Source organism: Curtobacterium sp. MCPF17_003 (assembly GCF_003224385.1).
Lineage (GTDB): Bacteria > Actinomycetota > Actinomycetes > Actinomycetales > Microbacteriaceae > Curtobacterium > Curtobacterium flaccumfaciens.
Window position 1 is genome coordinate 84949 of the sequence record NZ_QKLC01000013.1, and the last position, 23908, is coordinate 108856.

The window sequence follows — 23908 nt, forward strand, 5'->3', positions numbered from 1 at the left end:
CCGAGATGGACATCGTCGTACACGAGGCGGAGACCGACACCGCCGTCCTGGAGTGCAGCGGCCGGCTCAACATGGTCTCCGCGCCCACGTTCCGCGAGACCGTCGCGCAGATCGTCGGCAACGGGCGTTCGCGGCTCGTGGTCGAGCTCTCCGGGGTCGAGTTCATGGACTCCTCCGGGCTCGGCGCCCTGGTCGGCAGCCTGAAGACCGCGCGGCAGGCCGGCGGCGACCTCCGCATCGCGGCACCGTCGGAACAGGTCCAGATGGTGCTCAAGCTCTCCAACATCGACAAGATCCTGCGGACGTACCCCGACGGGGACGCCGCGGTGACCGACTGGTGATGACCGCCCCCGTCGCCGAGCACATGCTCGCACTGGCGTGCCCCCCGGATGACGTGTCCGCCGTGCACGACTTCCTCGCGGGCGTGTGGCAGCACGAGCCGTCGGTCGCGACCGAGGACCGGATGGCCCTCGAACTCGCGCTCGTCGAACTCACCTCGAACGTCATCGAGCACGGCGCGCGTGCGGACGGCGTCTCGTGCGAACTCCGGCTCGAGATCGGCGACGAGCGCTTCCAGGCGCTGCTCTCCGACGACGGGGTCGCGGCGACGGTGGATCCCGATGCCGCCGTGCTGCCCGACGACTTCGCCGAAGGCGGTCGCGGGCTCGCCCTCGTCCGGATGGTCGTCGACGATCTGCGGTACGAACGCGTCGCCGACCGGAACCGCTGGACGGTGCTGCGCTCCCGGCATTGAGCGGGAGCACGGCCGTCACGCATCGACGGATCCGCCCCGGTCGTCCACCCAGCGCACTCCGTGGGCCGTAAACCGCAATGACGGATCGCCGATTGCCGCGCATCCTGGACACCGTGTCACGATTCGCGCGATGACTGTCGAGCCTGATCCCCGGATCCGGTTCGAGACGTCCGGCGCCGGACTCGACGCGGCCGTGCAACTGTACGAAGAGGCCTACGAGAGCACGGGGTTCTCGGCGTCCCGGACCGATCGTCCGTTCGCGTACCGGTTCCAGGTCGTCGGCGATGACATGATGACGTTCCGCTCCACCCGGTTCGACGGGCGGATGCAGGGCGAGGTCGAGGTCCCCGACGAGTACGTCGTGATGTGGACCTCCGACGGCGGTGGCCGCGTCGACGTCGGTCGCCAGGAGGTCGACTTCGCACCGGGGACGCCCCGCGTGTTCCCGACACGGCGCCCCTTCGCGTTCGACCTGCAGGACATCCGCCAGAGCCTCGTGCAGTTCGACCGCACGTACCTGGAGGGCGTCGCCGCCGAGGTGCACGGCACCCGGCCCGGCCCCCTGGTGTTCGACCACACCGCGGCGCCCCGGCCGGAGGACCTCCGCGCCTGGAACGCCCGGGTGCAGCGTGCCGCAGCGATCGTGCTCGGCCCGGCACCGCTCACCGAGCTGGCCCTCGCCGAGACCGTGCGCGAGACCGCGCTGGCGTTCCTCGACACGTTCCCGCACGAGTCCATCGCCCCCGACGTCGGGCTGCCGCAGGGCGCCACGGGCCGTGTCCGCGAGGCCGTGGAGTTCATGCACGCCTTCGCCCACACGCCCGTGACCACGACCGACGTCGCCCTGCACGTCGGCCTGAGCGTCCGGGGGCTGCAGCAGGCGTTCCAGCGGCAGGTCGGCACAGCGCCGAACGCGTTGCTGCGGGGGATCCGCCTGGACCGCGTGCACGAGGAACTCCGGCGTGCGTCGGCGGGTGACCTGACGGTGGCGAGCGTGGCGCTGCGCTGGGGCTTCGCGCACCTCGGCCGGTTCTCGGCGGCGTACGCGTCGCGCTTCGGGCAGTACCCGCGCGACACGCTGCAGCAGCCCCGGGGCGCGGTCCCGCAGCCCTGACGCACGTCACACTCCGGATCGCGCCTCGCCGGTTCGTTACGCTGCCCGGGTGAGCAGACCGCGACCGTGGGTGATCGTCCCCGGCATCTGGAACTCGGAGCCGGACCACTGGCAGTCCGTCTGGGAGCGGGAGGGGGAGCAGCAGGACGAGCGCGACCGCCACCACCAGCTCCGCGCCGCCGTCCGCATCGCCCCCACCTCCTGGAGCGACCCGGACCCCGACGACTGGCGCGCCGCGATCGCCACGGCCGTGGCCTCGTGCGCGGAGCCCCCGGTCCTCATCGCCCACAGCCTCGGCGTCCTGGCCGTCGCCGACTGGCTCGTCACCACGGTGGACGCTCCCACGCTCGTCGCCGGCGCCTTCCTCGTCGCCCCGCCCGACCCGCTCGGCGACGCGTTCCCGGCCGAGGCTGCGGGCTTCGTGGCACCGCGGCCGGTGCCCCCGGCCCAGCAGGTCCCGACGCGCCTCGTCCTGAGCGACGACGACCCGTACTGCAGCGCTGACCGGGCCGTCGTGTTCTCCGACGCGATGGGCGCGGACGTCGTCCGTGTCGGTGCCCTCGGGCACGTGAACGTCGCCAGCGGAGTCGGTGCCTGGTCCGCGGGACGGGAACTGTTGCGGGCGTTCGAGGACGGCCTCCGCCCACCCCGGTGAGCACGGCGCGCGACACGCCGCTCAACTCCGCTCCGATATGGCAGGCGGTACAGCGACACACCGCGGATGTCCCACGTTTCGTCCCGCGCGATATTTATCCTTCGGACATGGAGACCCAGTCCGGCGCACGCACCCCGCTCGTGGACCCGTTCGGCCGCGAGCTCGAGGAGTGGCTCCGCGACGCACCGGCGACCCGTGCCCCGTACGTGCCGGACCTCGTCGTCCCGCCCGTCACCGGCCCCGTGCAGCGCCCCGGAGACGCCGCGATCAGCACCTCGACCGCCGACGAAGCCACGGCCGCAGCGCCGACCGCCGACGAAGACACGGCCGCAGCGCCGGCCGCCGACGAAGCGACGGCCGCAGCGCCGACCGCCGACGCGACAACCGCGACGACCGCCCCGGCGCACGCCGCCACCCTGGCACCGGCGCACGTCGCCACCCCGGCACCGGCCGACGAGACGACCCCGTCGGCGCCCGCCGCCCCCGCGTTCCGCCGCGACCGCGCCCGGCACGCCGCGGTCTGCGCCCCGTCCTTCCCGGAGCCGCCGGAGCGTCTGGCCCTCCGCATCGAGGACCTCGCCGTCGAGATGTCCTCGTCCACGGGCCGCAGCAGCATCGAGCGCATCGTCCTGCTCGAGGACGAGGTCCGCCGCCGTGACGAGGACCTCGCTCGCCTCGCCGCGTGGGAGGCCACCGTCGCCGACTCCGACGACCCCGAGGTGACGGCCGCCCGCGCCTTCGCCCACACCGTCTTCGCCGACCTGCTGACCGACGCCGCCGCCGAGGCGGACCGCCGCGACCGCGCCGCAGCCCGCCGCGCAGCGACCGCGCCCGTGACGCTCGTCACCCGACCGGCCCCGGTGCCGACCCGCGCAGCACGGAGCGTCCCCGCAGCAGAGCAGGCACCCGCACCGGAAGCCGCACCGGTGGTGGAACTCGTCACCCCGGAACGCGACGAACCCGTCCGGCCGGTGCTGGGCCTCCCGGCCGTGTCCCCGGTGTCCGCGGCCACACGACCGACCCCGCTCGTCCTGCCCGCCACCGGGCCGACGGTCATCGACCGCGCGGCCTTCGCCGCCGCGCTCACCGCGCACCAGGGCGTCACCGCCAGCACGCCGGTCGTCCTGCCGGACGCCGTCGCCGCACCCGTCGTCCCGGCCCCCGTCGCGAACGCGGCAGAAGCCGACACCGACACGGCGGCAGAGCCGGCCGCGGCCGGCTGGTGGTCGCGACTCGTCGACCGGCTGCTCGGCCTGCTCGGTCGTCGCTGACGGCTTGCGGCCACGGCGCCGTCGGGTGCACCGCCTTCGGTCGCATGGCCTTCGGTCGCATCGCTCCGGGTCGCACTGCTTCCGGTCGTACTGCCTGGAGGCCCGGATCACCCCACACGGGCCGGCTGCCCCGTGCGGGGCGGTCGCCTCGGTACACTGACGGGATGCCGACGCTCCGCGAACTCCAGGCCGTGATCGAGGACCTGTGGCCCGCCGCCGGTGCCGAGTCGTGGGACTCCGTCGGGCTCGTCGCGGGTGACCCGGACGCCACCGTCGAGCACGTGCACCTCGCCGTCGACGCGGTCCCGGCCACCGCCCGTGAAGCCGTCGAACTCGGCGCCGAGCTCCTGCTCACGCACCACCCGCTGCTGCTCCGCGGGGTGACGACGATCGCCGAGTCGACCTACAAGGGCAGTGTCCTCGCGACCCTCGTGCGTGGCGGCAGCGCCCTGCTCGCGGCGCACACCAACGCCGACGTCGTGACGACCGGCACCTCGGCCGTCCTCGCCGACCGCCTCGGGCTGACCGAGCAATGCCCGCTCGACGCCGGAGCCGACCCCGACACGGGCATCGGCCGAGTCGGGGTGCTGCCCGAGGGGACGACCCTCGGCGCCCTCGCCCGGAAGCTCGTCGACCTGCTGCCGCCCACCGCGACCGGCGTCCGCGTCTCCGGTGACTTCGACCAGCCCGTCCGCACCGTGGCGCTGTGCGCAGGTGCCGGCGACTCGCTGCTCGGCCACCCCGCCGTGCTCGACGCCGACGTCTACATCACGAGCGACCTGCGGCACCACCCGGCCTCGGAGTTCCGCGAACAGGCGCTGCTCGACGGCGGGCCGGCGCTCATCGACACCTCGCACTGGGCCACCGAGTGGCTCTGGCTCGACGTCGCCGCGGAGCAGCTGCGCACCCGGGCCGGGGTCCGCGTCACCGTGAGCGAACTCCGCACCGACCCGTGGGACTTCGCCGTCCTGCCGGCCGCCGAACCCACCACCCCCACAGAAGGAGCCTGACCATGAAGGCAGCACCCGAGGACCAGGTCATCCTCCTCGACGTCCAGCGTCTCGACAACGACGTCACCCGCATCGCCCACCGCATCACGTCGTTGCAGAAGGGCGACCAGCTGACCGAGCTGAGCAAGCAGGCCGCGGCGCTCCGGAGCGAACTCGTCGCCGCCACCGGCGAGGTCGAGGACGCCGAGCGCGACCTCGCCCGCCTGGAGTCCGACACCGCCGTGGCACAGGCCCGTGTCGAACGCGACACCACGATGCTGCAGAACGTCGCGAACGCGAAGGACGCCGCCGGACTGCAGAGCGAGCTCGACTCGCTGCAGCGGCGCATCGGCGGCCTCGAGACCGCCGAGCTCGAGATCATGGAGAACCTCGACGGGCTCCGCGCCCGGGTCGGTGACGTCGAGGCCAAGCTCGCTGACGTCGAGGCCGCCCGCGGTGGCCTGGTCGCCGAGCGCGACGCGGAGATCGCCCGGCTCACGGCCGACCGCGAGTCCGCCGAGCAGGCCCGTGCCGACGTCGCCGCCAAGGTGCCGGCCGAGCTGCTCGCCCTGTACGACCGGCAGCGTGCGCGCTACGGCTTCGGTGCCTCGCTGCTGCAGGGCGGCGTGTCGACGGCCTCGGGCGTGGCGCTCAACAACTCCGACCTGCAGACCATCCGCCGGGCTGCGCCCGACGACGTGGTGCTGTGCCCCGACAGCGAGGCGATCCTGGTGCGGACGGCCGAGTCCGGGCTGTAGTCGCGAGCGACGTCCGGGCCGGAGGCGCGGTGCCGGCTGGCACCGCGCCTCCTGTCCGTGGTGGGCTGGTCGCAACGCGTCGCGCGCGTCGCGCGCGTCACGCCGAGAGGTCACGAACTGTCGGCTGCGGCCGTGCCGGCCGACAGTTGGTGACCGCTCGGCGAACCTGAGCGGGGAGTCGTGACCGCGCGCGCCGTCCGACGGGAGGCCCGTGGCGGCTGGCACCGCGCCTCCTGTCCGTCGTGGGCTGGTCGCAACGCGTCGCGTGGGTGCCGTCGGCCGGTCACGAACTGTCGGCTGCGGCCGTGCCGGCCGACAGTTGGTGACCGCTCGGCGAACCTGAGCGGGGAGTCGTGACCGCGCGCGCCGCCCGCGCGGGCCAACGCAGCACGGAGAAGGGGGGCGAATGGGCCGGCCGTACGCCGGGTTCTGTCCCGCCGCTTGCACGGCGGTGACGGCCATCTCTCTCGGACCGACGTTGCCGTCGGCCTCCAGCGGTCTACCCGAGGACTCGGCGAGCAGCCTCAACGTCCTCTGTCTGACCTTGCTCCGGGCGAGGTTTACCGAGCGGATCCGGTCACCCGGACCCCTGGTGGTCTCTTACACCACCGTTTCACCCTTACCGACGTCTCCGCCGGCGGTCTGCTTTCTGTGGCACTGTCTCGCGGATTGCTCCGGGTGGGTGTTACCCACCGCCCTGCTCTGTGGAGCCCGGACGTTCCTCGGCGCTCCCGGGGGAGCGACGCGACCGTCTCACCGACCCATTCGCTGGAGCGAGTCTACCCGGCTCCGCGATGCCCGATGCGAGGGGCGCCCCACCCACACTGCTACCTGATGAGAACGGGCGTACCTGGTCGGAAGTTCCGACCAGGTACGCCCGATTCGACCAGGCACGCCCGCGACCAGGGACGCCCGATTCGACCAGGGACCCCCGCGACCAGGCACGCCCGCGACCAGGCACGCCCGCGACCAGGGACGCCGATCCGACCCGGACTAGACGCTGCGCGCCGCCAGGGTCGCGGCGCCGATGATGCCGGCGTTGTTGCGGAGCGTCGCGGGGATGATGTCGGCCTGCAGGTCGAGCAGCGGGAGGAACTCCTCGTACTGCTTCGAGACCCCGCCGCCGACGACGAAGAGCTCGGGGGAGAGCAGGGCCTCGAGCGTCGAGTAGTACTTCTGCAGGCGCTTCGCCCAGTGCTTCCACGACAGGTCGTCGCGCTCCTTGGCGGCGAACGAGGCGCGCGACTCGGCGTCGTGCCCCTCGATCTCCAGGTGCCCGAGCTCCGAGTTGACGATGAGCACGCCGTCGTTGATGAGCGCGGTGCCGATGCCGGTGCCGAGCGTCGTCACGATGACCAGGCCGTCCTTGCCCTTGGCCGCACCGAACTGCTGCTCGGCGAACCCGGCGGCGTCGGCGTCGTTGACGAAGTGGATGGAGCGGCCGAGCTCCTTCTCGAACAGCGCCTCGGCCTCGAAGCCGATCCACTTCTTCGACACGTTCGCGGCGGACATCGTCTTGCCGTCCCGCACGATGGCCGGGAAGCAGACGCCGACGGGCACGTCGTCACCGGGGGCGAGCTCGCCGATGATCTCCTTGACCACCGCCGTGATGTCCTGGGGCTTCCCGCCCTCGGGCGTGGCCTTCTTGATGCGGTCCGTGGTGAGGGCGCCGGACGCGACGTCGACGATCGCGCCCTTGATGCCCGTACCACCGATGTCGACGCCGACTGCGAGGGAGGTCATGAGGTTGTCGTGCCTTTCGGTTGCCTGCCGGAGGTGTCCGGTCAGGAGACGGTGAGGAGCTCCGCGCCGCGCTCGGTGACGACGAGGGTGTGCTCGAACTGCGCGGTCCACGACTTGTCGCGGGTCGAGACGGTCCAGTCGTCGGACCAGATGTCGGCTTCGATGCCGCCGAGCGTGAGCATGGGTTCGATGGTGAACACCATGCCGGGTTCGATCACCGTGTCGTACTGCGGTGCGTCGTAGTGGGGGATGATCAGGCCGGAGTGGAACGCCCGACCGACGCCGTGACCGGTGTAGTCGCGGACGACGCCGTAGCCGAAGCGCTTCGCGTACGCCTCGATGGCACGACCGATCACGTTGACCTGCCGGCCCGGGGCGACGGCCTTGATGCCGCGACGCAGTGCTTCTTCGGTCCGTGTCACCAGGTCCGACACCTCGGGCGCGGCCTGTCCGACGACGAACGTGCGGTTCGTGTCGCCGTGCATGCCGTCCTTGTAGGCGGTGATGTCGATGTTGACGAGGTCGCCCTCCTGCAGGACGGTGTCGTCGGGGATGCCGTGGCAGATGACCTCGTTGAGGCTCGAGCAGAGCGACTTCGGGTAGCCGCGGTAGCCGAGCGTGGAGGGGTAGGCGCCGTGGGCCACGACGAACTCGTGCCCGATGCGATCCAGCTCGTCGGTGGTCACGCCGGGGCGGATCGCTTCGCCGACGGCGTCGATGGCCTGCGACGCGATGCGTCCGGCGACGCGGATGCGCTCGACCTCGTCCGGTGTGTAGGTGTCACCGAGACCGTGCTCGTGGGGCTCGACCTTCCCGACGTACTCCGGACGCTCGATGTCCTTCGGGACGGCGCGGTGCGGGGAGATGCGGCCGGCGGTCAGGTGTCCGTGTTCGTCCCGGGGCATGCGGACCACTCTAGCCGCGGCGCGACGCGCCGAACGCAACCGCCCCCCGGGTGCGGCCCGACGGGGCGAGCGTGACTGCCTGGAGGCCCGGTGCCGGTCCGCCGGACCGGCGCCGGGCCTCCAGGGCGAGCCGAGTCTCGGACCGGCGGACAGATCCCGGAACGCGCGACCCGGAAGACGTCCGGAGAGCCGAGTCTCGGCGTGGAGCCACCGCGCCGGCGGTCCGCCGGCACCGCGACGTGGGTACGGTGGGCCGCATGAGCGAAGACCGCATCGAGTCCCAGTGGTGGTTCAACGACAAGACCGGCCAGGTCGAGCAGGGCCCGCAGTCCCCGCAGCGCGACCGGATCGGCCCGTTCGCGACGCGAGAGGAGGCGCAGCACGCGCTCGACCGCATCGCCGCGAACAACGAGAAGTGGGATGCCGAGGACCGCTGAGCACCGCGGCCGGCACCGCGGCCGGCACCCCGACGGCGCCCCGTGCGACGCCCCGGTGACGGCGCGTCGCACGGCCCCGCGCACACCGCCGGACCACTAGCCTGGGACGAGGCCCGCCAGCGGCCACCCGATACACGGAAAGGTCGTGCATGGACAAGCAGACGGACTTCGTGCTCCGCACCATCGAGGAGCGCGGCATCAAGTTCATCCGACTCTGGTTCACGGACGTCATCGGGACGCTGAAGTCGGTGGCGATCGCCCCGGCCGAGGTCGAGGGCGCGTTCGCCGAGGGCATCGGGTTCGACGGCTCCGCAATCGAGGGCCTCACCCGTTCGTACGAGGCCGACGTCCTGGCGCACCCGGACCCCTCGACCTTCCAGATCCTGCCGTGGCGGGGCGAGATCGACCCGACCGCTCGGATGTTCTGCGACATCACGACGCCGGACGGGCAGCCCGCCGTGGCCGACCCCCGCAACGTGCTGAAGCGCACCCTGGCGCGGGCGAGCGACCGCGGCTTCACGTTCTACACGCACCCCGAGATCGAGTTCTACCTGCTGAAGAGCCGCGAGTGGAAGGACGGCGGCCCGCAGCCCGTCGACCAGGCCGGCTACTTCGACAACGTGCCCGGCGGCAGCGCGCACGACTTCCGTCGCCGGTCGGTCCGGATGCTCGAGGACCTCGGCATCTCGGTCGAGTTCTCGCACCACGAGGCCGGCCCCGGACAGAACGAGATCGACCTCCGCTACGCCGACGCACTGACGATGGCGGACAACATCATGACCTTCCGCACCGTGGTGAAGGAAGTGGCGATCGAGCAGGGCGTCTACGCGACGTTCATGCCGAAGCCGATCTCGGGCCAGCCCGGTTCCGGCATGCACACCCACGTCTCGCTGTTCGAGGGCGACCAGAACGCCTTCTACGAGGCCGGTGGCCAGTACCAGCTGTCGCAGACGGCCAAGCACTTCATCGCCGGGGTGCTCAAGCACGCGCCCGAGATCACCGCCGTGACGAACCAGTTCGTGAACTCGTACAAGCGGCTCTGGGGCGGCGACGAGGCCCCGTCCTTCGTGACCTGGGGCCACAACAACCGCTCGGCCCTGGTGCGCGTGCCGCTCTACAAGCCGAACAAGGGCCAGTCCTCGCGCATCGAGTACCGCGGCATCGACTCGGCGGCGAACCCGTACCTGGCGTACTCGCTGCTGCTCGCCGCCGGCCTCAAGGGCATCGAGGAAGAGTACGAGCTCCCCGCCGAGGCCGAGGACAACGTCTGGAGCCTCAGCGACTCGGAGCGCCGGGCCCTGGGCTACAGCCAGTTGCCCGCGAGCCTCGACCACGCCCTGAGCCTGATGGAGGACTCCGAGCTGGTGGCCGAGACCCTCGGCGAGCAGGTGTTCAACTTCGTGCTGCTCAACAAGCGGCAGGAGTGGAAGCGCTACCGCGACCAGGTCACCCCGTTCGAGCTCGACACCAACCTCGGCGCGCTCTAGAGCCGAGCGCCCTGACCCCTCGGGAGCACGTTCCACATGACCGGTCGGACGACGACGTCACGTTCGGAGCTGGCCCGTCTGGGGTTCGCGGAGCTGTCGGAGAGCCTCGAGCGGGCTGCCGACCTGGAGGCCCGGTTCGGCCCCGACGTGCCGCTGCCGGTCGCCGGGTCTGCCGCGCTCTGGGGCGGCACCGCTGATCCGGACGGCGCCCTGCGGATGCTCGAGCGGCTGCTCGAGCGCGCGCCGGACGAGCTCCGCCCCGTCCTGACGGACGACGCGGCGACCGAGCGCCTGGTCCGCCTGCTCGGCGCGTCGATCGGGCTCGGGGAGTTCCTGCACCGGCGTCCGGCGGAGCTCGCCCTGCTGCTGGAACCGGTCGGCGAACCGTGGTCGCAGGAGCGGTACACGGCGTCGCTGGCCGAGGCCGTCGACGGCGCCACGGGTGAGGACGCCCGGATGCGCCTGCGGGTGCGCTACCGCCGGCACCTGGCCCAGATCGCCCTGTTCGACGTGCTGCACCCCGTGCCGACGGATGCGTTCCCGGCCGTGGCTGCCGGCCTCGCCGACCTGGCGGGAGCCACCCTCGACGCCGCGGTCGACATCGCCCGGCGCGAGGTGCCGTTCCCCGCGGCCGACGTCGCGGCGACCCCGCTCGCGGTGATCGCGATGGGCAAGGCCGGTGCCCGCGAGCTCAACTACGTCAGCGACGTCGACGTCATCTTCGTCACCGAGCCCACCGACGAGGTCCCCACCGACCGGGCCGTGCTCGTCTCCACCCGCATCGCGATCGCCGCCATGCACGCGATCACCGACCTCGCCGCCGAGCCCGCCCTGTGGGAGGTCGACGCGAACCTCCGGCCCGAGGGCAAGGACGGCGCACTCGTCCGCACCCTCGACTCGCACGTGGCGTACTACGAGCGCTGGGCGAAGGGGTGGGAGTTCCAGGCGCTGCTCAAGGCCCGCCCGATCGCCGGGTCCGCCGACCTCGGTGCCCGGTACGCCGAGGCCGTCGCGTCGTTCGTGTGGAACTCCTCCACCCGGCCGGGGTTCGTCGAGTCGGTGCAGCGCATGCGCGAGCGGGTGACCGAGCACATCCCCGACGCCGACGTCGACCGCCAGCTCAAGCTCGGCCCCGGAGGCCTGCGGGACGTCGAGTTCACCGTGCAGCTCCTGCAGCTCGTGCACGGCCGTGACGACCCGTCCGTGCGGGTCCGGTCGACGCTCGAGGCGATGGACGCCCTGACCGACGCCGGGTACGTCGGCCGTGCCGAGGCCGCTCGGTTCGGGCCGGACTACGCCCTGCTCCGGGTGCTCGAGCACCGCATCCAGCTCCGGCGTCTGCAGCGGACGCACCTGATGCCCTCCGACGAGGAGGAGTTGCGGGTGCTCGCCCGGTCGAGCGGTGTCGCCGCGTCGGCCCCGGCGCTCGAGGCCCGCTGGCGTGCCGTGAAGCTCGAGGTCCGCGGGCTGCACGAGCGCCTGTTCTACCGGCCGCTGCTGTCCGCCGTGGCCTCCACCGAGGACGAGATCGTCCTGACCAACGACCAGGTCGTCGACCGGCTCGCCGGTGTCGGGTTCGTCGACCCCACCGGCGCCGTCGGGCACATCCGCGCCCTCACGCAGGGCACGAGTCGGCGTGCGGCGATCCAGCGGAACCTGCTCCCCGTGCTCCTGCGCTGGATGGCCGAGGGGCCGGCGCCGGACCGTGCCCTGCTGGCCTTCCGCCGGTTGAGCGACGGCCTGGGGGAGTCGAGCTGGTTCCTCCGCATGCTGCGCGACTCGTCCGGTGCCGCACACTCGCTCACCACGGTGCTGTCCGAGTCGGCCTTCCTGTCCGGGCTGCTCGAGCGGTTCCCCGAGGCGGTCGCCTGGCTCGACGAGCCCGAGGCGCTCCTGCGTCCGCGGCCGATCGACGCGCTGCTCGCCGAGATGACCGCGACCACCGCCCGGCACGGCAACGACGTCGACGGCTCCGCGGCCCTGCTCCGGTCGGCTCGACGTCGGGAGACCCTGCGGCTCGGCATGGCCGCCGTGCTCGGCTCGCTCGACGTCGACGGCCTGGGCCCGGCCCTGAGCGACGTCACCGAGGCCACCCTGGCCGGTGCCCTCGCGCTCGCCCGTCGTGACGCCCCCGAGGGTTTCGAGTTCGGGATCATCGCGATGGGCCGGTACGGCGGGCGGGAGCTCGGCTTCGGCTCGGACGCCGACGTGCTGTACGTGTACCGCGCACCCGACCTGGCCCCCGAGGTCGCGTCCCGGACCGCCCAGACCATCGTGCGCGAGCTCAACCGGCTCACCGAGGACACGATCCACCCGCTCGACCTCGACATCGACCTGCGCCCCGAGGGCAAGAACGGTCCCGTCGTGCGGACGCTCGAGTCCTACGGCGCCTACTACGCCCGCTGGTCGCTCACGTGGGAGGCGCAGGCGCTCCTCCGCGCCCGCGGGGCCGTCGGCGACGCACAGCTCCTGCGCGACTTCGAGCACCTCGCCGACCGAACCCGGTACCCGGAGCGGATCGACGACCACCAGGTGCGTGAGGTCCGCCGCATCAAGGCCCGCGTGGAGTCGGAGCGGCTGCCCCGCGGCGCCGACCCCGCCCGGCACCTCAAGCTCGGCCGGGGATCGCTCAGCGACGTCGAGTGGTTCGTGCAGCTCCTGCAACTGCAGCACGCGCTCGAGATCCCGTCGCTCCGGACCACGTCGACGCTCGAGGCGCTCGACGCCGCGGTCGAAGCCGGACTGGTCGGCGCCGAGGACGGCGAGCGGCTCGGGGCCGCCTGGCGCTTCGCGTCGCGCACCCGCAGTGCCCTCGTACTGTGGTCGGGGAAGACCACCGACGTCCTGCCCGTCGACCGCGTCCAGCTCGAGGGGGTCGCCCGTCTGATGGAGTACCCGCCGGGCTCCGCGAGCCGCCTCGAGGACGACTACCTCGGCGTCACACGGCGCGCCCGACAGGTGTTCGAGCGCGAGTTCTACGGCGCCTGACCCGCCCCGGAGACGACGCTGCGGCGCCTGACCCGCCCCCGACACGACGCTGCGTCGCCTGCGACACCACGCAGAGCACCGCGCGACACGCCCGGCCGTCTCCGGACGGACCCGACCTGAGCAGCCTTCGAAGGTTAATTCTCCGTGTCGCGCGGCGTCCCCCGACGACATCCCGCTCGTACCCCTGTTCGAAACAGAGCCCGGCTCGTTACCGTGCCGTGACCGAACTCCCACCGGATCGCCAGGGGACCATTTCCGGTGCCCCCCGACACGCCACCTGACCACCTGCTGACCTGGGCTTTCCGTCTGGCCCGACCCGTGCCTCCAGGCCGCACCTGTCGCCCATCGGGGCGAGCCACCGCTGCTGCGCGGTCCGCAGGAGTGCTGTCAGCACGACGGGGGACCGCTCCGACCGGCGAAGAGGGGGACCAGTGTGTACCCCGTAACGCGCCCGTAACGCCCCCGGACGGGGGCCCCGTTGCGCGCGCGTTCAGGTTCTGCATCAATTGCATCACCCGAACCGGCCCTGATTCCCCGATGAAGCGGAATCTCCACCTCGAACGTTGAAGCAGGGATCAGTGTTCACCTTCATTCTGCAGATCAGGCAGATGGTCGAAGGGCACCCCGAGTTCTACCTGTTCGCCGTGTACTCCGCGGTGATCTGGTTGCTCTGGTTGCTCAAGGTCGTCATCTCCGCCCGCTACCGCCCCTTCACCGGCACCTTCGTCGGTACCACCAGCGTCGTCGTCCCCGTCGTGGACGAACCGCTCGACCTGTTCCGCGACGTCATCGGCCGCATGGTCGAGCAGCAGCCCGGCGAGATCATCGTCGTCATCAACGGTGCCCGCAACGAGGCACTCGAAGCGGTCTGCGACGAGTTCGCCCCGCTCGTCCGCTGGACCCACACGCCCATCCCGGGCAAGCGCAACGCCGTCAAGGTCGGCACCGAGATGTCCAACGGCGACATCACCGTGCTGGTCGACTCCGACACCGTCTGGACCCCCGGCGCGCTCGAGGAACTCCTCAGGCCGTTCGCCGACGAGTCCGTCGGTGGCGTGACCACCCGGCAGCGCATCCTCGAGCCGGAGCGCAGCTGGATCACCCGCTGGGCCGACTGGCTCGAGAACTCGCGCGCGCTCTACTCGATGCCGGCACAGAGTGTCCTCGGGCAGATCGGCTGCCTGCCCGGGCGCACCATCGCGTTCCGCCGGAGCATCCTCATGCGGGTGATGGACCGGTTCATGCACGAGAAGTTCATGGGCGTGTTCCTCGAGGTCTCCGACGACCGGACGCTGACGAACCTCACGCTCAAGGAGGGGTACCGGACCGTCTACCAGTACACGTCGCTGGTCTACACGGATGCCCCGCTGCAGGTGAAGAAGCTGTTCAAGCAGCAGCTCCGCTGGGCCCGCGGCTCGCAGTACAACACGCTGCGGATGCTGCCGTGGATGCTCGGCCACGCCCCGATCCTGGCGGCGTTCTTCATCACCGACATCATCCTGCCGTTCATGCTCTTCGGCGTGATCGCAGGCTGGATCTACCGCGCCTTCACAGGCCAGGGGGAGAACCTGTACCAGGGCATCCTGTCGCAGTACGGCTTCTCGACCGGCTTCGTCTACGTCGCGGCGCTCATGGTGATCTCGAGCGTGCTGAGCATGGCGATCCGCCAGATGCGGCACCTGTCGGAGAAGCCGAGCGACTTCTTCCGCCTGCCGATGTTCATCATCGTGTCGACGTTCTTCCTGATGCCGATCCGCCTCATCGGCTTCTTCCGGCTGGCGCACGCGTCCGGCTGGGGGACCCGAGCCGGCGCCTACGCCGGTGGGCCGATGCAGGAGGACCCGGCGGACGCCGTCCAGCCGCTGTCCTCCACCGCGCAGGTCCCGGTCAGCCCGATCGACGCCGAACGTGCCCGGATGACCGGCGCGGACGCAGGTTCCGCGGGCTCGGGTTCGGGCTCGTCCGCTCCGCTCGACACCGTCGACCAGGTGGCCGTCGACCGTGCGTTCGACGAGCTCTTCGGCGCCGACGCGGCGACCAACTCCACCACCACCGTCCTCGCCACCCGCCGCGAGGCCGCAGCCGCGGTCGCGCAGCAGGAGGCCCAGCGAGCAGCCGCGCCGGCCCCCGCCCGAGCCCGCCGGTACAACCCGTACGCAGCGATCCCGTACGTGATCGGCATCGCGATCTTCGCCCTGGAGGCGTTCCTCATTGTCTGACATCATCCGTTCCTCGAGTGCTTGGTGGGCGCAGTCCAGCAAGCACGCCCGCCGGACGGCCATCGGCACGACGGCCATCGTGCTGGCGCTCGGCCTCATCACCTGGTCGGTGTGGATCTCGCCCACCGGCCCCGTCTCGACCGCCGTGCACCAGGCGCTCGGCGTCGAGGCGCCGAAGGCCAAGAAGGTGTCCGCCGCCGAGCTGCAGACGCAGCTCGACGCCGCCCAGGAGCGCATCTGGTCGCTCGAGGGCAAGCTCGACTCCCGCACGGCCCAGGCCGGGTCGCGCGGCGAACAGATCTCGGAACTCAAGGCGCAGATCGCGTCGCTGCAGTCCCAGCTCGGTGCCGCGAAGGGCTCGGGAGGCTCGTCCAACGTCAACGCCGCGGGCTCCGGCAGCGGTGGCTCGGGTTCCGGCGGGTCCGGTGCCGGTTCCGCCGGCGGGTCCGGTTCGGGTTCGTCCGACAACGGGTCCGGCAGCGGTTCGGGTTCGGGCAACGGCGGTGGGTCGAAGCCGAACCCCGGCCCCTCGACCGATCCGGGTGCCACCCCGGTCGTCACGCCGACGAAGGCCGAGATCCTCGGCCAGCAGTCGCGCTGGTACGGCCTGTACACCGCGCAGTCCCCGTTCAACTGGGCCGAGTACGACGAGGTCTCCCGTCAGGTCGGCACCGCGTCGAACATGACCGGCTTCTTCCAGGGCTTCGACCAGGAGTTCAACGCCACCGCGGTGCAGCGCTCCTGGGCCAACGGCCGCGTCCCCCTCATGACGTGGGAGACGGTGCCGGCGCAGACCGGCAACGACCAGAAGTACGTCCCCGGGTACACCAACGACGACATCTCCGGCGGGTCGTTCGACGCCTACCTGACGAAGTACGCCAAGGCGCTGGCGGCCAACGGGCAGCCGATGGTCATCCGTCTCGACCACGAGATGAACGGCTCCTGGTACAACTGGGCCGAGGGTGACGCCCAGAAGAACCCCGTCGGCTCCTACAAGAAGATGTGGAAGCACGTGCACGACGTCTTCCAGGCGAACGGCGCGAACAAGTACGTCATCTGGGACTGGTCCCCGAGCCGCATCGACAAGCTCGGCAACACGAAGTACCAGACGCTCGACTACATGCAGCAGTACTACCCGGGTGCTGACTACGTGGACTGGGTCGGCATGAGCGGCTACTACCGGGACGCCACCGAGCAGCCGACGTTCGCCACGACCTTCGGAGCGACGCTCGCGCAGCTCCGGCAGATCGCGCCGGGCAAGGGCATCATGCTCAACGAGATCGGGGCGACCGAGACCGGCACCAGTGTCGGGAACCCGCAGAAGACGCAGTGGATCAACTCGCTCTTCGATGCGCTGGCCGACCCCGCCAACAAGGACATCGTCGGCTTCGCGTACTTCAGCGAGACCGCGACCACCATCGTCGACGGCAAGCGCACCACGAACGACTGGCGTCTCAACTCCCGCGCCGATTCCCTCAAGGCCTTCGCCGAGGGCATCAAGCGCAACGACATCGACTACGACCTGCAGGAGGTCACGCAATGAGCGAGTCCAAGAAGTCGACCGCATCGGCCGACACCCGTCCCGCACCCGTCATCAGCGTCATCGGCACCGGCTACCTCGGCGCCACCCACGCGGCCGCCATGGCCGAGATGGGCTTCGAGACCATCGGTGTCGACATCGACCCGTCGAAGCTCGCCGCACTGTCCGCCGGTGAGGTCCCGTTCTTCGAGCCCGGGCTGCCCGAGCTCATCACGAAGCACGTCGCCAGCGGTAAGCTCCGCTTCACGGCGGACATCGCCTCGGCCGTCGCCGCTGCGGACGTCCACTTCGTCTGCGTCGGCACCCCGCAGAAGGCCGGGTCGCACGCGGCGAACCTGGCCTACGTCGAGAGCGCCACCCGTGGCGTCGCCGAGAACCTCACCCACCCGGGCCTCATCGTCGGCAAGTCGACGGTCCCGGTCGGGACGGCATCGCGCCTCCGCGGCATCGTCCGCGAGTTCACCCCCGCCGGCATCGACGCGGAACTCATCTGGAACCCCGAGTTCCTGCGTGAGGGCAAGGCCGTCGAGGACACCCTGCACCCGGACCGGCTGGTCTGGGGCGGAGCCTCCGAGGCAGCCGACGCCGTGATCCGCGAGGTCTACGCCGCACCGATCAGCGAGGGCACCCCGGTCATCACCACCGACCTCGCCACCGCGGAGCTCGTCAAGGTGAGCGCCAACGCGTTCCTCGCCACGAAGATCTCGTTCATCAACGCGATCTCCGAGATGTGTGCGATCACCGGTGCCGACGTCTCCACGCTCGCCGACGCCCTCGGCCACGACGCCCGCATCGGCCGGAAGTTCCTCAACGCCGGCCTCGGCTTCGGCGGCGGCTGCCTGCCGAAGGACATCCGGGCGCTCATGTACCGCGCGAACGAGATCGGCGCGGGCCAGGTCGTCGGCCTCATGCAGCAGGTCGACGAGATCAACATGGGGCAGCGCCAGCGGGTCATCGACATGGCGATCGACTCGGCCGGGGGATCGGTGCTCAACCGCCGCGTGGCCGTCATCGGCGCCGCGTTCAAGCCCCTGACCGACGACGTCCGTGACTCCCCGGCGCTGAACGTCGCCGCTGCGCTGCACCTCCGCGGCGCCCAGGTGACGCTCTGGGACCCCGAGGCGATGGAGCCCGCGAAGCGCTCGTTCCCGACGCTGAGCTACGCCGCCTCGATGACGGACGCGATCGAGGGCGCCGACGTCGTCCTCGTGCTCACCGAGTGGGACGACATCATCACCGCCGACCCGGTCGCCCTCGGAGATCTCGTCGGGCGCCGCGTCGTCATCGACGCGCGCAACTGCCTCCCGGTCTCGGACTGGGTGAAAGCGGGGTGGACCGTCCGTTCCCTGGGACGTCCCACGCCGGTCACGGGTGCACCCGTGAGCGTCGCAGCGGGGACGAACGACGCGTTGGCCACGAGCCGCTAGTCACCGTTCGCGAGACGGGGTCCGTGCCGGGCGGCGCGGGCCCCGTTCCCGTGCGCGCGGGGCCGCCGGGCGGTTTCGGGCGTGCCTTGTCGATTCGGGCGTACCTGGTCGATTCGGGCGTACCTGGTCGAATCGGGCGTACCGGGTCGAATAGGGCGTACCTGGTCGAGTCGGGCGTGCCTTGTCGATTCGGGCGTACCTGATCGAGTCGGGCGTACCTTGTCGATTCGGGCGTACCTGATCGAGTCGGGCGTACCTGGTCGGAAGTTCTGACCAGGTACGCCCGATTCCGCTTTCCAGTCCACCTGCGATGGGAAGGAACGTGCGTCGCGACCGCCTGGAGGCCCGGCGCCCGCCCGACGAACCGGCACCGGGCCTCCAGGCGGTCGCGTCCGCACCCGCGCTCCCGGTGGCCGCGTCCTCTCGCGCTGGGCGACACCGCACGGGTGGCGCAGCCCGTGAGGTGTCGCTCACCCGAACCGTGGCCGGCACGTACGAAGGGCCCCGCACCTGACGGTGCGGGGCCCTTCGTCGGTCAGCGGGACTCAGACGCCGAAGTACAGCTCGTACTCGAACGGGTGCGGGCGCTGGGCCAGCGGGAGGATCTCGTTCTCGCGCTTGTAGTCGATCCAGGTCTGGATGAGGTCCTCGGTGAAGACGTTGCCCTTCGTGAGGAACTCGTGGTCCGCCTCGAGCGCGTCGAGCGCCTCGTCGAGGGAGCCGGGGACCTGGGGGATGCCCTTGGCTTCCTCGGGCGGGAGCTCGTAGAGGTCCTTGTCGACCGGCTCGTGCGGCTCGATGCGGTTCTGGATGCCGTCGAGGCCCGCCATCAGCTGCGCGGCGAAGGCGAGGTACGGGTTGCCGGAGGCGTCGGGCGCGCGGAACTCGATGCGCTTGGCCTTCGGGTTGGTGCCCGTGATCGGGATGCGGATCGCCGCGGAGCGGTTGCCGGCGGAGTAGACCAGGTTGACCGGGGCCTCGAAGCCCTTGACCAGACGGTGGTACGAGTTGATCGACGGGTTGGTGAAGGCGAGCAGTGCCGGGGCGTGCTTCAGGATGCCGCCGATGTACCAACGGGCGAGGTCCGACAGCCCGCCGTAGCCGTTCTCGTCGTAGAAGAGCGGCTTGCCGTCCGACCAGAGCGACTGGTGGGTGTGCATGCCCGAGCCGTTGTCGCCGAAGAGCGGCTTCGGCATGAACGTGGCGACCTTGCCCCACTGGTCAGCGGTGTTCTTGACGATGTACTTGAACTTCAGGATGTCGTCCGCGGCGTGGACCATCGTGTCGAACTTGTAGTTGATCTCCTGCTGGCCGCCCGTGCCCACCTCGTGGTGCGAGCGCTCGAGCTCGAAGCCGGCGTCGATCAGCTTCAGGGTGATGTCGTCGCGCAGGTCGGCGGTCTTGTCGACCGGCGAGACGGGGAAGTAGCCGCCCTTGTACGGGGTCTTGTTGGCGAGGTTGCCGCCCTCTTCGTCGCGACCGGTGTTCCAGGCGCCCTCTTCGGAGTCGACCGCGTAGAAGGACTCGTTCTGCGTGACCGAGTAGCGGACGTCGTCGAAGATGTAGAACTCGGCCTCGGGGGCGAAGAACGCGGTGTCCGCGATGCCCGTCGACGCGAGGTACTTCTCGGCCTTCTTCGCCACCTGGCGCGGGTCACGGCCGTAGATCTCGCCGTTCCGCGGGTTGTAGATGTCGAAGATCATGATGAGCGTGCGCTCGGCGCGGAACTGGTCGACGTACGCCGTGGTGACATCGGGGATCAGCTGCATGTCGGACTCGTGGATCGACGCGAACCCACGGATCGAGGAGCCGTCGAACAGCTGGCCGACCGAGAAGAAGTCCTCGTCGACGGTGGATGCCGGGATGTTGAAGTGCTGCTGCACACCGGGCAGGTCCGTGAAGCGGATGTCGAGGAACTTGACGTCGGTGTCCTTGATGAAGGCCAGGACCTCGGAGGAATCGCTGAACATGGGGCCGATCTCCAATGGGTTGGGTGATGTCGGAGGCACCGGTCAAGGCACCCTCCGACGAGGCTATTGACACGGGGTTTCCCGGACATGACTGGATTGTTTCGGGCGTGTTACGCCCGGGCCGTCGCCTACGCTGGGGACCATGGCCCGCAGCACCCCCAGCCCGTCCGCGCCCTCCGAGCACCCGGACGGGTGGCCGGGCAAGGACCTCGGACTGCCCGAGTCCGGGCCCCGGAGCGTCGGGCGGATCGGCCGGCGGATCGTTGCGCTGCTGATCGACGGCGCGCTGGCCGACCTGGTCGCCTACGTGACCGGTGTGTGGTCGCCGGTCAACGGTTCCGGTGACATCGCGCACTCGTGGGTGCAGATCGCCATCTTCGCCGTGCTGCAGATCGTGTTCATTTGCCTGCTGTCCGGGTCGTTCGGGCACATCTGCGTCGGACTGCGGGTCGTCCCGATGCGCGGCGGCTACGTGGGGGTGTGGCGGCCGATCCTCCGGACGGTGCTGCTCTGCCTGGTGGTACCGGCGCTCATCATCGACCGCGACAGCCGGGGTGCGCACGACCGCATCGCCGGGACGGTGCTCGTCCGGCGCTGAGCCGGGGCCGTTCGGCTGGTGCGAGGTTCCGTACTCGGTGCGCGCCTGCTCTTCCCGCACCGAGTACGGGACCCCGCACCATGCAGGACCGGCTTCGAGCGAGATCGCACCCCCGCACGCGCGAGGACGCCCCCGACCAGATCTGGTCGGGGGCGTCCTCGTGGGTGGGGGGTCGGTCAGCGCGGCCGTCCGGCGCGGGCCCGCATCGGGTCCATGCCCTTCGGGATCGAGGCCGCGGGGCTCTGCGTCAGCGAGTCGAGACGGTTCGCGACCGCCAGGACCTCGTTGCGGTTGAGCGACTTCTTGAGCTTGTTCATGGCACGGGGCAGCTTGTGCAGCGTCAGGCTCTCACCGGTCCCGTCACCCACGTGCAGCACGTGCACGGCGACGTTCGGGACGATGCGCTGGACCTTGCGGCGCTCCTCGCCGACCTGGCGGGTGAGGTTGCCGCGCTGACCCTCGGTGATCAGGACGACACCCGGGCGACCCACGGCACGGTAGACCGCTGCCTGCGAGCGACCGTGCACCGCGACCGGCATCTCGCTCGAGCGCCACTGGCGACGGAGCGAGTTCGACAGCACGGCACCGACGGCGCCGGGCTGGCCTTCGATCTGCGAGTACGCGGCACGTTCGGCCAGACGACCGAGCACGATGAGGAAGAGCAGTACACCGAGCAGCACACCGGCGACGATCCACAGGACGATCGCGAGCCAGTTCTGCCCCGGCAGGAGCAGCGCCAGCAGGACACCGAGGACGACCGGACCGACGAAGGCGAGGGCGAACCACCAGACCGACGACGGGTCGGCCTTTCGGGTCATCTGGAAGACCTGGAACATCTGCTTGAGACGCCCCGGCTCCTTCGCCTTCTTGTCTGTGGAAGAGCTGCGTGCCATGCGAACAGGATACGGCCTCCGTGCGCCGGGGGAGACCGTCGCGTGTCCGGCTGTGCGCGAACACGTCCTGTCCACAGATGGTGCGGGAGAGCCTGGAGCCCCACCGCGCCACCGCCACGCTGGTCACCATGGAGACGAGCACCGACCACCACCCGGATCGCTGGATCGCGACCGACGACGAGCACCACGTGCTCACGTGGGTCGCCGACCGCTCCGCGGCCGCCGAGCGCCACCTCGTCCCGGTGGCCGCGGTCGGTCGGACCCCGACGGGGCGTCTCGTGGTCGAACTCGACCGGCCGACCGGTACGCCCCTCGTGCCGGCGCTCGACCGGCTCGGCACGCCGACCACCGGCGTCGCGGTGACCCTCACGGTCCCGCTCCTGGAACTCCTGGTGGCGGTGCACGACGGCGCGGTCCTGCTCGGTGTCGCCGGTGTCGACGACGTGCTGGTGGACGACGCCGGTGCGGTCGTGCTCTGCGACCGCCCGACGAACGCGACGACCCCGACGAACCAAACCAACGCGACGACCGCGACGCGCACCGCGCACCCGACGCGCACCGCGCACGCGACCGATGCGACCCGGACCCTCGTGCTCGCAGCCCGGACGGTGTGGGACCGGGTGGACCCGGCCGAGCTCGCCCAGGCCCCGGTGCTCGGGGCGCTGCAGGACGCCCTCGACGGCGACGGGCCGAGCGCACGAGCAGCACTCGACGTCGTCCGTGCCGCCGCCGCGCCCCGGCCGTTCCGGTGGACCCCCGTGCCGAGCGACCTCGTGTTCGCCGGACCGCCGGCACCGAACGGGCAGGACGGACTGCACGAGCGACTGCGGGATGTGGTCGAGCACGGCGTCCCACTCGGAGCCGGACGACGACTCCCGCTCCGCCGTGCGCTCGTGGGGCTCGTCGTCACCGTCGGGTCGGTGGTCGCCGCCCTGACCCTGCTCGGCGGCGGGTGATGCGCCGGGTGACGCCGTACCGAGGACGCACACGGGAACGGCCCCGGCTCCCACGAGGGGAACCGGGGCCGTCGGCCGTGCTGCTGGTGATCAGTACCCGAGGTTCGGGGCGAAGTTGCCCTCTTCGAGACGGTTCTTCACCGCGACGAGGTACCGCGAGGCGTCCGCACCGTCGATGATCCGGTGGTCGTACGACAGCGCCAGGTAGACGAACGAGCGGATGGCGATGGCCTCCTGGCCGTCGACCTTCACGACCGCCGGGCGCTTCGTGACGATGCCGGTGCCGAGGATCGCCGACTGCGGCAGGAACACCACGGGGGTGTCGAACAGCGCGCCACGCGAACCGGTGTTGGTCAGCGTGAACGTGCCGCCGGCCAGCTCGTCGGGCTTCAGCTGGTTGTTCCGGGTGCGCTCGGCGAGGTCCGCGATGGACTTCGAGAACTGCGCCAGGTCCAGCGAGGCCGCGTCCTTGATGACCGGGGTCAGCAGGCCGCGCTCGGTGTCCACCGCGATGGAGACGTTCTCGGTCTCCGGGTAGACGATCTCGTCGCCCTCGACCGTGGAGTTGATCTTCGGGTGGGCCTTCAGCGCCTCGGACGCCGCGAGGGCGAAGAACGGCATGAAGGAGAGCTTCGAGCCGGTCTTCTCGAGGAACTCCGCCTTGTGGGCGTCGCGGAACTGCGCCACCTTCGTGACGTCGACCTCGACGACGCTCGTGAGCTGTGCGGTCGAGGTCATCGACTGCACGGCACGCTCGGCGACCACCTTGCGCAGGCGGGTCATCTTCTCGCGGGTTCCGCGCAGCGGCGAGACCTCGGCGACGAACGGGCCGGACGCGGCGGCGGGTGCCGCTGCAGCCGAGGCGGCCGGGGCCTTCGCGGCGGCGGCCAGGACGTCCTCCTTGCGGATGCGCCCCCCGACACCGGAACCCGTGACCGTGGACAGGTCGACACCCTGCTCGTTGGCGAGCTTGCGCACCAGCGGGGTGACGTAGCCCGAGGCCGCGCCGTCCTGGGTGGGGTTCGGCACCGCGGCGGCGGCCGTGGAGCTCGGCGCGGACGCCGGAGCCGGCGCGGCTGCCGGAGCGGCCTGGGCCGGCACGGCTGCCGGCGGTGCGGCTGCGGGCGGCGGGACCGGCGCGGCGGCCGGGACCGGCGCTGCCGCGGGCGGGGCGGACGGTGCCTGCGGGGCGGCGGGCTGCGTC

General features: G+C 71.2%; 20 protein-coding genes and 1 other RNA gene. 15 read left to right on the forward strand and 6 right to left on the reverse strand.

Features of this window, described 5'->3' with window-relative positions:
- The first annotated feature begins 5 nt into the window (after nucleotides 1-5).
- The 7 genes from DEJ30_RS13505 (at nucleotide 6) to DEJ30_RS13535 (ending at nucleotide 5541) form a co-directional block, all read left to right on the forward strand.
- Nucleotides 6-341 carry an STAS domain-containing protein gene (locus DEJ30_RS13505; RefSeq protein WP_017886068.1) on the forward strand — a complete coding sequence of 112 codons (336 nt, stop codon included), beginning with the start codon at nucleotides 6-8 and terminating at the stop codon, nucleotides 339-341.
- The gene (locus DEJ30_RS13510; RefSeq protein ID WP_110862231.1) at nucleotides 341-754 is read left to right on the forward strand and encodes an ATP-binding protein; all 414 of its coding nucleotides are present in this window, start codon (nucleotides 341-343) and stop codon (nucleotides 752-754) included. The genes DEJ30_RS13505 and DEJ30_RS13510 overlap by 1 nt, the downstream gene beginning before the upstream one ends.
- 130 nt (nucleotides 755-884) lie before the next feature.
- On the forward strand, nucleotides 885-1868 hold the full coding sequence (locus DEJ30_RS13515) for an AraC family transcriptional regulator (protein ID WP_181420142.1): 984 nt from the start codon (nucleotides 885-887) through the stop codon (nucleotides 1866-1868).
- Nucleotides 1869-1917: 49 nt separating this feature from the next.
- Nucleotides 1918-2523 (forward strand): alpha/beta hydrolase, encoded by a 606-nt coding sequence (locus tag DEJ30_RS13520; RefSeq protein WP_110862235.1) that lies wholly within the window; start codon nucleotides 1918-1920, stop codon nucleotides 2521-2523.
- A 107-nt stretch (nucleotides 2524-2630) separates the two neighbouring features.
- Complete coding sequence (locus DEJ30_RS13525) at nucleotides 2631-3794, forward strand: hypothetical protein (RefSeq protein ID WP_110862237.1); 1164 nt, start codon at nucleotides 2631-2633, stop codon at nucleotides 3792-3794.
- A gap of 164 nt (nucleotides 3795-3958) precedes the next feature.
- On the forward strand, nucleotides 3959-4804 hold the full coding sequence (locus DEJ30_RS13530; protein ID WP_110862239.1) for a Nif3-like dinuclear metal center hexameric protein: 846 nt from the start codon (nucleotides 3959-3961) through the stop codon (nucleotides 4802-4804).
- A 2-nt stretch (nucleotides 4805-4806) separates the two neighbouring features.
- The gene (locus DEJ30_RS13535) at nucleotides 4807-5541 is read left to right on the forward strand and encodes a zinc ribbon domain-containing protein (protein WP_110862241.1); all 735 of its coding nucleotides are present in this window, start codon (nucleotides 4807-4809) and stop codon (nucleotides 5539-5541) included.
- Between the two features lie 403 nt (nucleotides 5542-5944).
- Here DEJ30_RS13535 and rnpB read toward each other — a convergent pair.
- The 3 genes from rnpB to map all read right to left on the reverse strand — a co-directional run bounded on the left by rnpB (nucleotide 5945) and on the right by map (nucleotide 8189).
- Nucleotides 5945-6305: RNase P RNA component class A (gene rnpB / locus DEJ30_RS13540), an RNA gene on the reverse strand.
- Nucleotides 6306-6534: 229 nt separating this feature from the next.
- A complete protein-coding gene (gene ppgK / locus DEJ30_RS13545) occupies nucleotides 6535-7284 on the reverse strand; it encodes a polyphosphate--glucose phosphotransferase (RefSeq protein WP_027465446.1) in 750 nt (249 codons plus the stop codon).
- Between the two features lie 41 nt (nucleotides 7285-7325).
- Nucleotides 7326-8189: a type I methionyl aminopeptidase gene (gene map, locus DEJ30_RS13550; RefSeq protein ID WP_071403965.1), complete on the reverse strand. Its 864-nt coding sequence runs from the start codon at nucleotides 8187-8189 to the stop codon at nucleotides 7326-7328.
- A 257-nt stretch (nucleotides 8190-8446) separates the two neighbouring features.
- On the opposite strand from map, the gene DEJ30_RS13555 reads away from it, so the two are divergent.
- The 6 genes from DEJ30_RS13555 (at nucleotide 8447) to DEJ30_RS13580 (ending at nucleotide 18287) form a co-directional block, all read left to right on the forward strand.
- Entirely contained in the window at nucleotides 8447-8626 is a 180-nt protein-coding gene (locus tag DEJ30_RS13555; protein ID WP_027465448.1) for an SPOR domain-containing protein, read from the forward strand.
- A 149-nt stretch (nucleotides 8627-8775) separates the two neighbouring features.
- Nucleotides 8776-10113 (forward strand): type I glutamate--ammonia ligase, encoded by a 1338-nt coding sequence (gene glnA, locus DEJ30_RS13560; RefSeq protein ID WP_027465449.1) that lies wholly within the window; start codon nucleotides 8776-8778, stop codon nucleotides 10111-10113.
- A 36-nt stretch (nucleotides 10114-10149) separates the two neighbouring features.
- Nucleotides 10150-13101 carry a bifunctional [glutamine synthetase] adenylyltransferase/[glutamine synthetase]-adenylyl-L-tyrosine phosphorylase gene (locus DEJ30_RS13565; RefSeq protein WP_110862243.1) on the forward strand — a complete coding sequence of 984 codons (2952 nt, stop codon included), beginning with the start codon at nucleotides 10150-10152 and terminating at the stop codon, nucleotides 13099-13101.
- Nucleotides 13102-13679: 578 nt separating this feature from the next.
- The gene (locus DEJ30_RS13570; protein ID WP_110862245.1) at nucleotides 13680-15320 is read left to right on the forward strand and encodes a glycosyltransferase family 2 protein; all 1641 of its coding nucleotides are present in this window, start codon (nucleotides 13680-13682) and stop codon (nucleotides 15318-15320) included.
- Complete coding sequence (locus DEJ30_RS13575) at nucleotides 15313-16863, forward strand: glycosyl hydrolase (RefSeq protein WP_110862246.1); 1551 nt, start codon at nucleotides 15313-15315, stop codon at nucleotides 16861-16863. Before DEJ30_RS13570 ends, DEJ30_RS13575 begins: the two co-directional genes overlap by 8 nt.
- The gene (locus DEJ30_RS13580) at nucleotides 16860-18287 is read left to right on the forward strand and encodes a UDP-glucose/GDP-mannose dehydrogenase family protein (RefSeq protein WP_110862247.1); all 1428 of its coding nucleotides are present in this window, start codon (nucleotides 16860-16862) and stop codon (nucleotides 18285-18287) included. Before DEJ30_RS13575 ends, DEJ30_RS13580 begins: the two co-directional genes overlap by 4 nt.
- Nucleotides 18288-18832: 545 nt before the next feature.
- Here the strand turns inward: DEJ30_RS13580 and glnA (DEJ30_RS13585) are convergent.
- Nucleotides 18833-20257, reverse strand: coding sequence for a type I glutamate--ammonia ligase (glnA, locus tag DEJ30_RS13585; RefSeq protein WP_017886082.1), 1425 nt, complete (start codon nucleotides 20255-20257; stop codon nucleotides 18833-18835).
- A 142-nt stretch (nucleotides 20258-20399) separates the two neighbouring features.
- Here glnA (DEJ30_RS13585) and DEJ30_RS13590 point away from each other — a divergent pair, with 142 nt between their 5' ends.
- Entirely contained in the window at nucleotides 20400-20855 is a 456-nt protein-coding gene (locus DEJ30_RS13590) for an RDD family protein (protein WP_110862248.1), read from the forward strand.
- Nucleotides 20856-21031: 176 nt separating this feature from the next.
- Here DEJ30_RS13590 and DEJ30_RS13595 read toward each other — a convergent pair whose 3' ends face one another.
- Nucleotides 21032-21748 (reverse strand): DUF4191 domain-containing protein, encoded by a 717-nt coding sequence (locus DEJ30_RS13595; RefSeq protein ID WP_110862249.1) that lies wholly within the window; start codon nucleotides 21746-21748, stop codon nucleotides 21032-21034.
- Nucleotides 21749-21876: 128 nt separating this feature from the next.
- Here DEJ30_RS13595 and DEJ30_RS13600 point away from each other — a divergent pair, with 128 nt between their 5' ends.
- A complete protein-coding gene (locus DEJ30_RS13600; protein ID WP_146238591.1) occupies nucleotides 21877-22704 on the forward strand; it encodes a hypothetical protein in 828 nt (275 codons plus the stop codon).
- A 90-nt stretch (nucleotides 22705-22794) separates the two neighbouring features.
- Here DEJ30_RS13600 and sucB read toward each other — a convergent pair.
- Nucleotides 22795-23908, reverse strand: a 1114-nt coding sequence (sucB, locus tag DEJ30_RS13605) for a 2-oxoglutarate dehydrogenase, E2 component, dihydrolipoamide succinyltransferase (protein WP_110862260.1), incomplete at its 5' end; no start/stop codon positions are given.

What these genes read in the sequence shown, in the direction of transcription:
- glnA (WP_027465449.1), top strand. Translation starts at nt 8,776, where the DNA reads ATGGACAAGCAGACGGACTTCGTGCTCCGCACCATCGAGGAGCGCGGC.
- map (WP_071403965.1), bottom strand. Translation starts at nt 8,189, where the DNA reads ATGCCCCGGGACGAACACGGACACCTGACCGCCGGCCGCATCTCCCCG.
- DEJ30_RS13555 (WP_027465448.1), top strand. Translation starts at nt 8,447, where the DNA reads ATGAGCGAAGACCGCATCGAGTCCCAGTGGTGGTTCAACGACAAGACC.
- DEJ30_RS13600 (WP_146238591.1), top strand. Translation starts at nt 21,877, where the DNA reads ATGGAGACGAGCACCGACCACCACCCGGATCGCTGGATCGCGACCGAC.
- glnA (WP_017886082.1), bottom strand. Translation starts at nt 20,257, where the DNA reads ATGTTCAGCGATTCCTCCGAGGTCCTGGCCTTCATCAAGGACACCGAC.
- DEJ30_RS13525 (WP_110862237.1), top strand. Translation starts at nt 2,631, where the DNA reads ATGGAGACCCAGTCCGGCGCACGCACCCCGCTCGTGGACCCGTTCGGC.
- ppgK (WP_027465446.1), bottom strand. Translation starts at nt 7,284, where the DNA reads ATGACCTCCCTCGCAGTCGGCGTCGACATCGGTGGTACGGGCATCAAG.
- DEJ30_RS13515 (WP_181420142.1), top strand. Translation starts at nt 885, where the DNA reads ATGACTGTCGAGCCTGATCCCCGGATCCGGTTCGAGACGTCCGGCGCC.
- DEJ30_RS13530 (WP_110862239.1), top strand. Translation starts at nt 3,959, where the DNA reads ATGCCGACGCTCCGCGAACTCCAGGCCGTGATCGAGGACCTGTGGCCC.
- DEJ30_RS13590 (WP_110862248.1), top strand. Translation starts at nt 20,400, where the DNA reads ATGGCCCGCAGCACCCCCAGCCCGTCCGCGCCCTCCGAGCACCCGGAC.
- DEJ30_RS13535 (WP_110862241.1), top strand. Translation starts at nt 4,807, where the DNA reads ATGAAGGCAGCACCCGAGGACCAGGTCATCCTCCTCGACGTCCAGCGT.
- DEJ30_RS13580 (WP_110862247.1), top strand. Translation starts at nt 16,860, where the DNA reads ATGAGCGAGTCCAAGAAGTCGACCGCATCGGCCGACACCCGTCCCGCA.
- DEJ30_RS13595 (WP_110862249.1), bottom strand. Translation starts at nt 21,748, where the DNA reads ATGGCACGCAGCTCTTCCACAGACAAGAAGGCGAAGGAGCCGGGGCGT.
- DEJ30_RS13505 (WP_017886068.1), top strand. Translation starts at nt 6, where the DNA reads ATGGACATCGTCGTACACGAGGCGGAGACCGACACCGCCGTCCTGGAG.
- DEJ30_RS13510 (WP_110862231.1), top strand. Translation starts at nt 341, where the DNA reads ATGACCGCCCCCGTCGCCGAGCACATGCTCGCACTGGCGTGCCCCCCG.
- DEJ30_RS13565 (WP_110862243.1), top strand. Translation starts at nt 10,150, where the DNA reads ATGACCGGTCGGACGACGACGTCACGTTCGGAGCTGGCCCGTCTGGGG.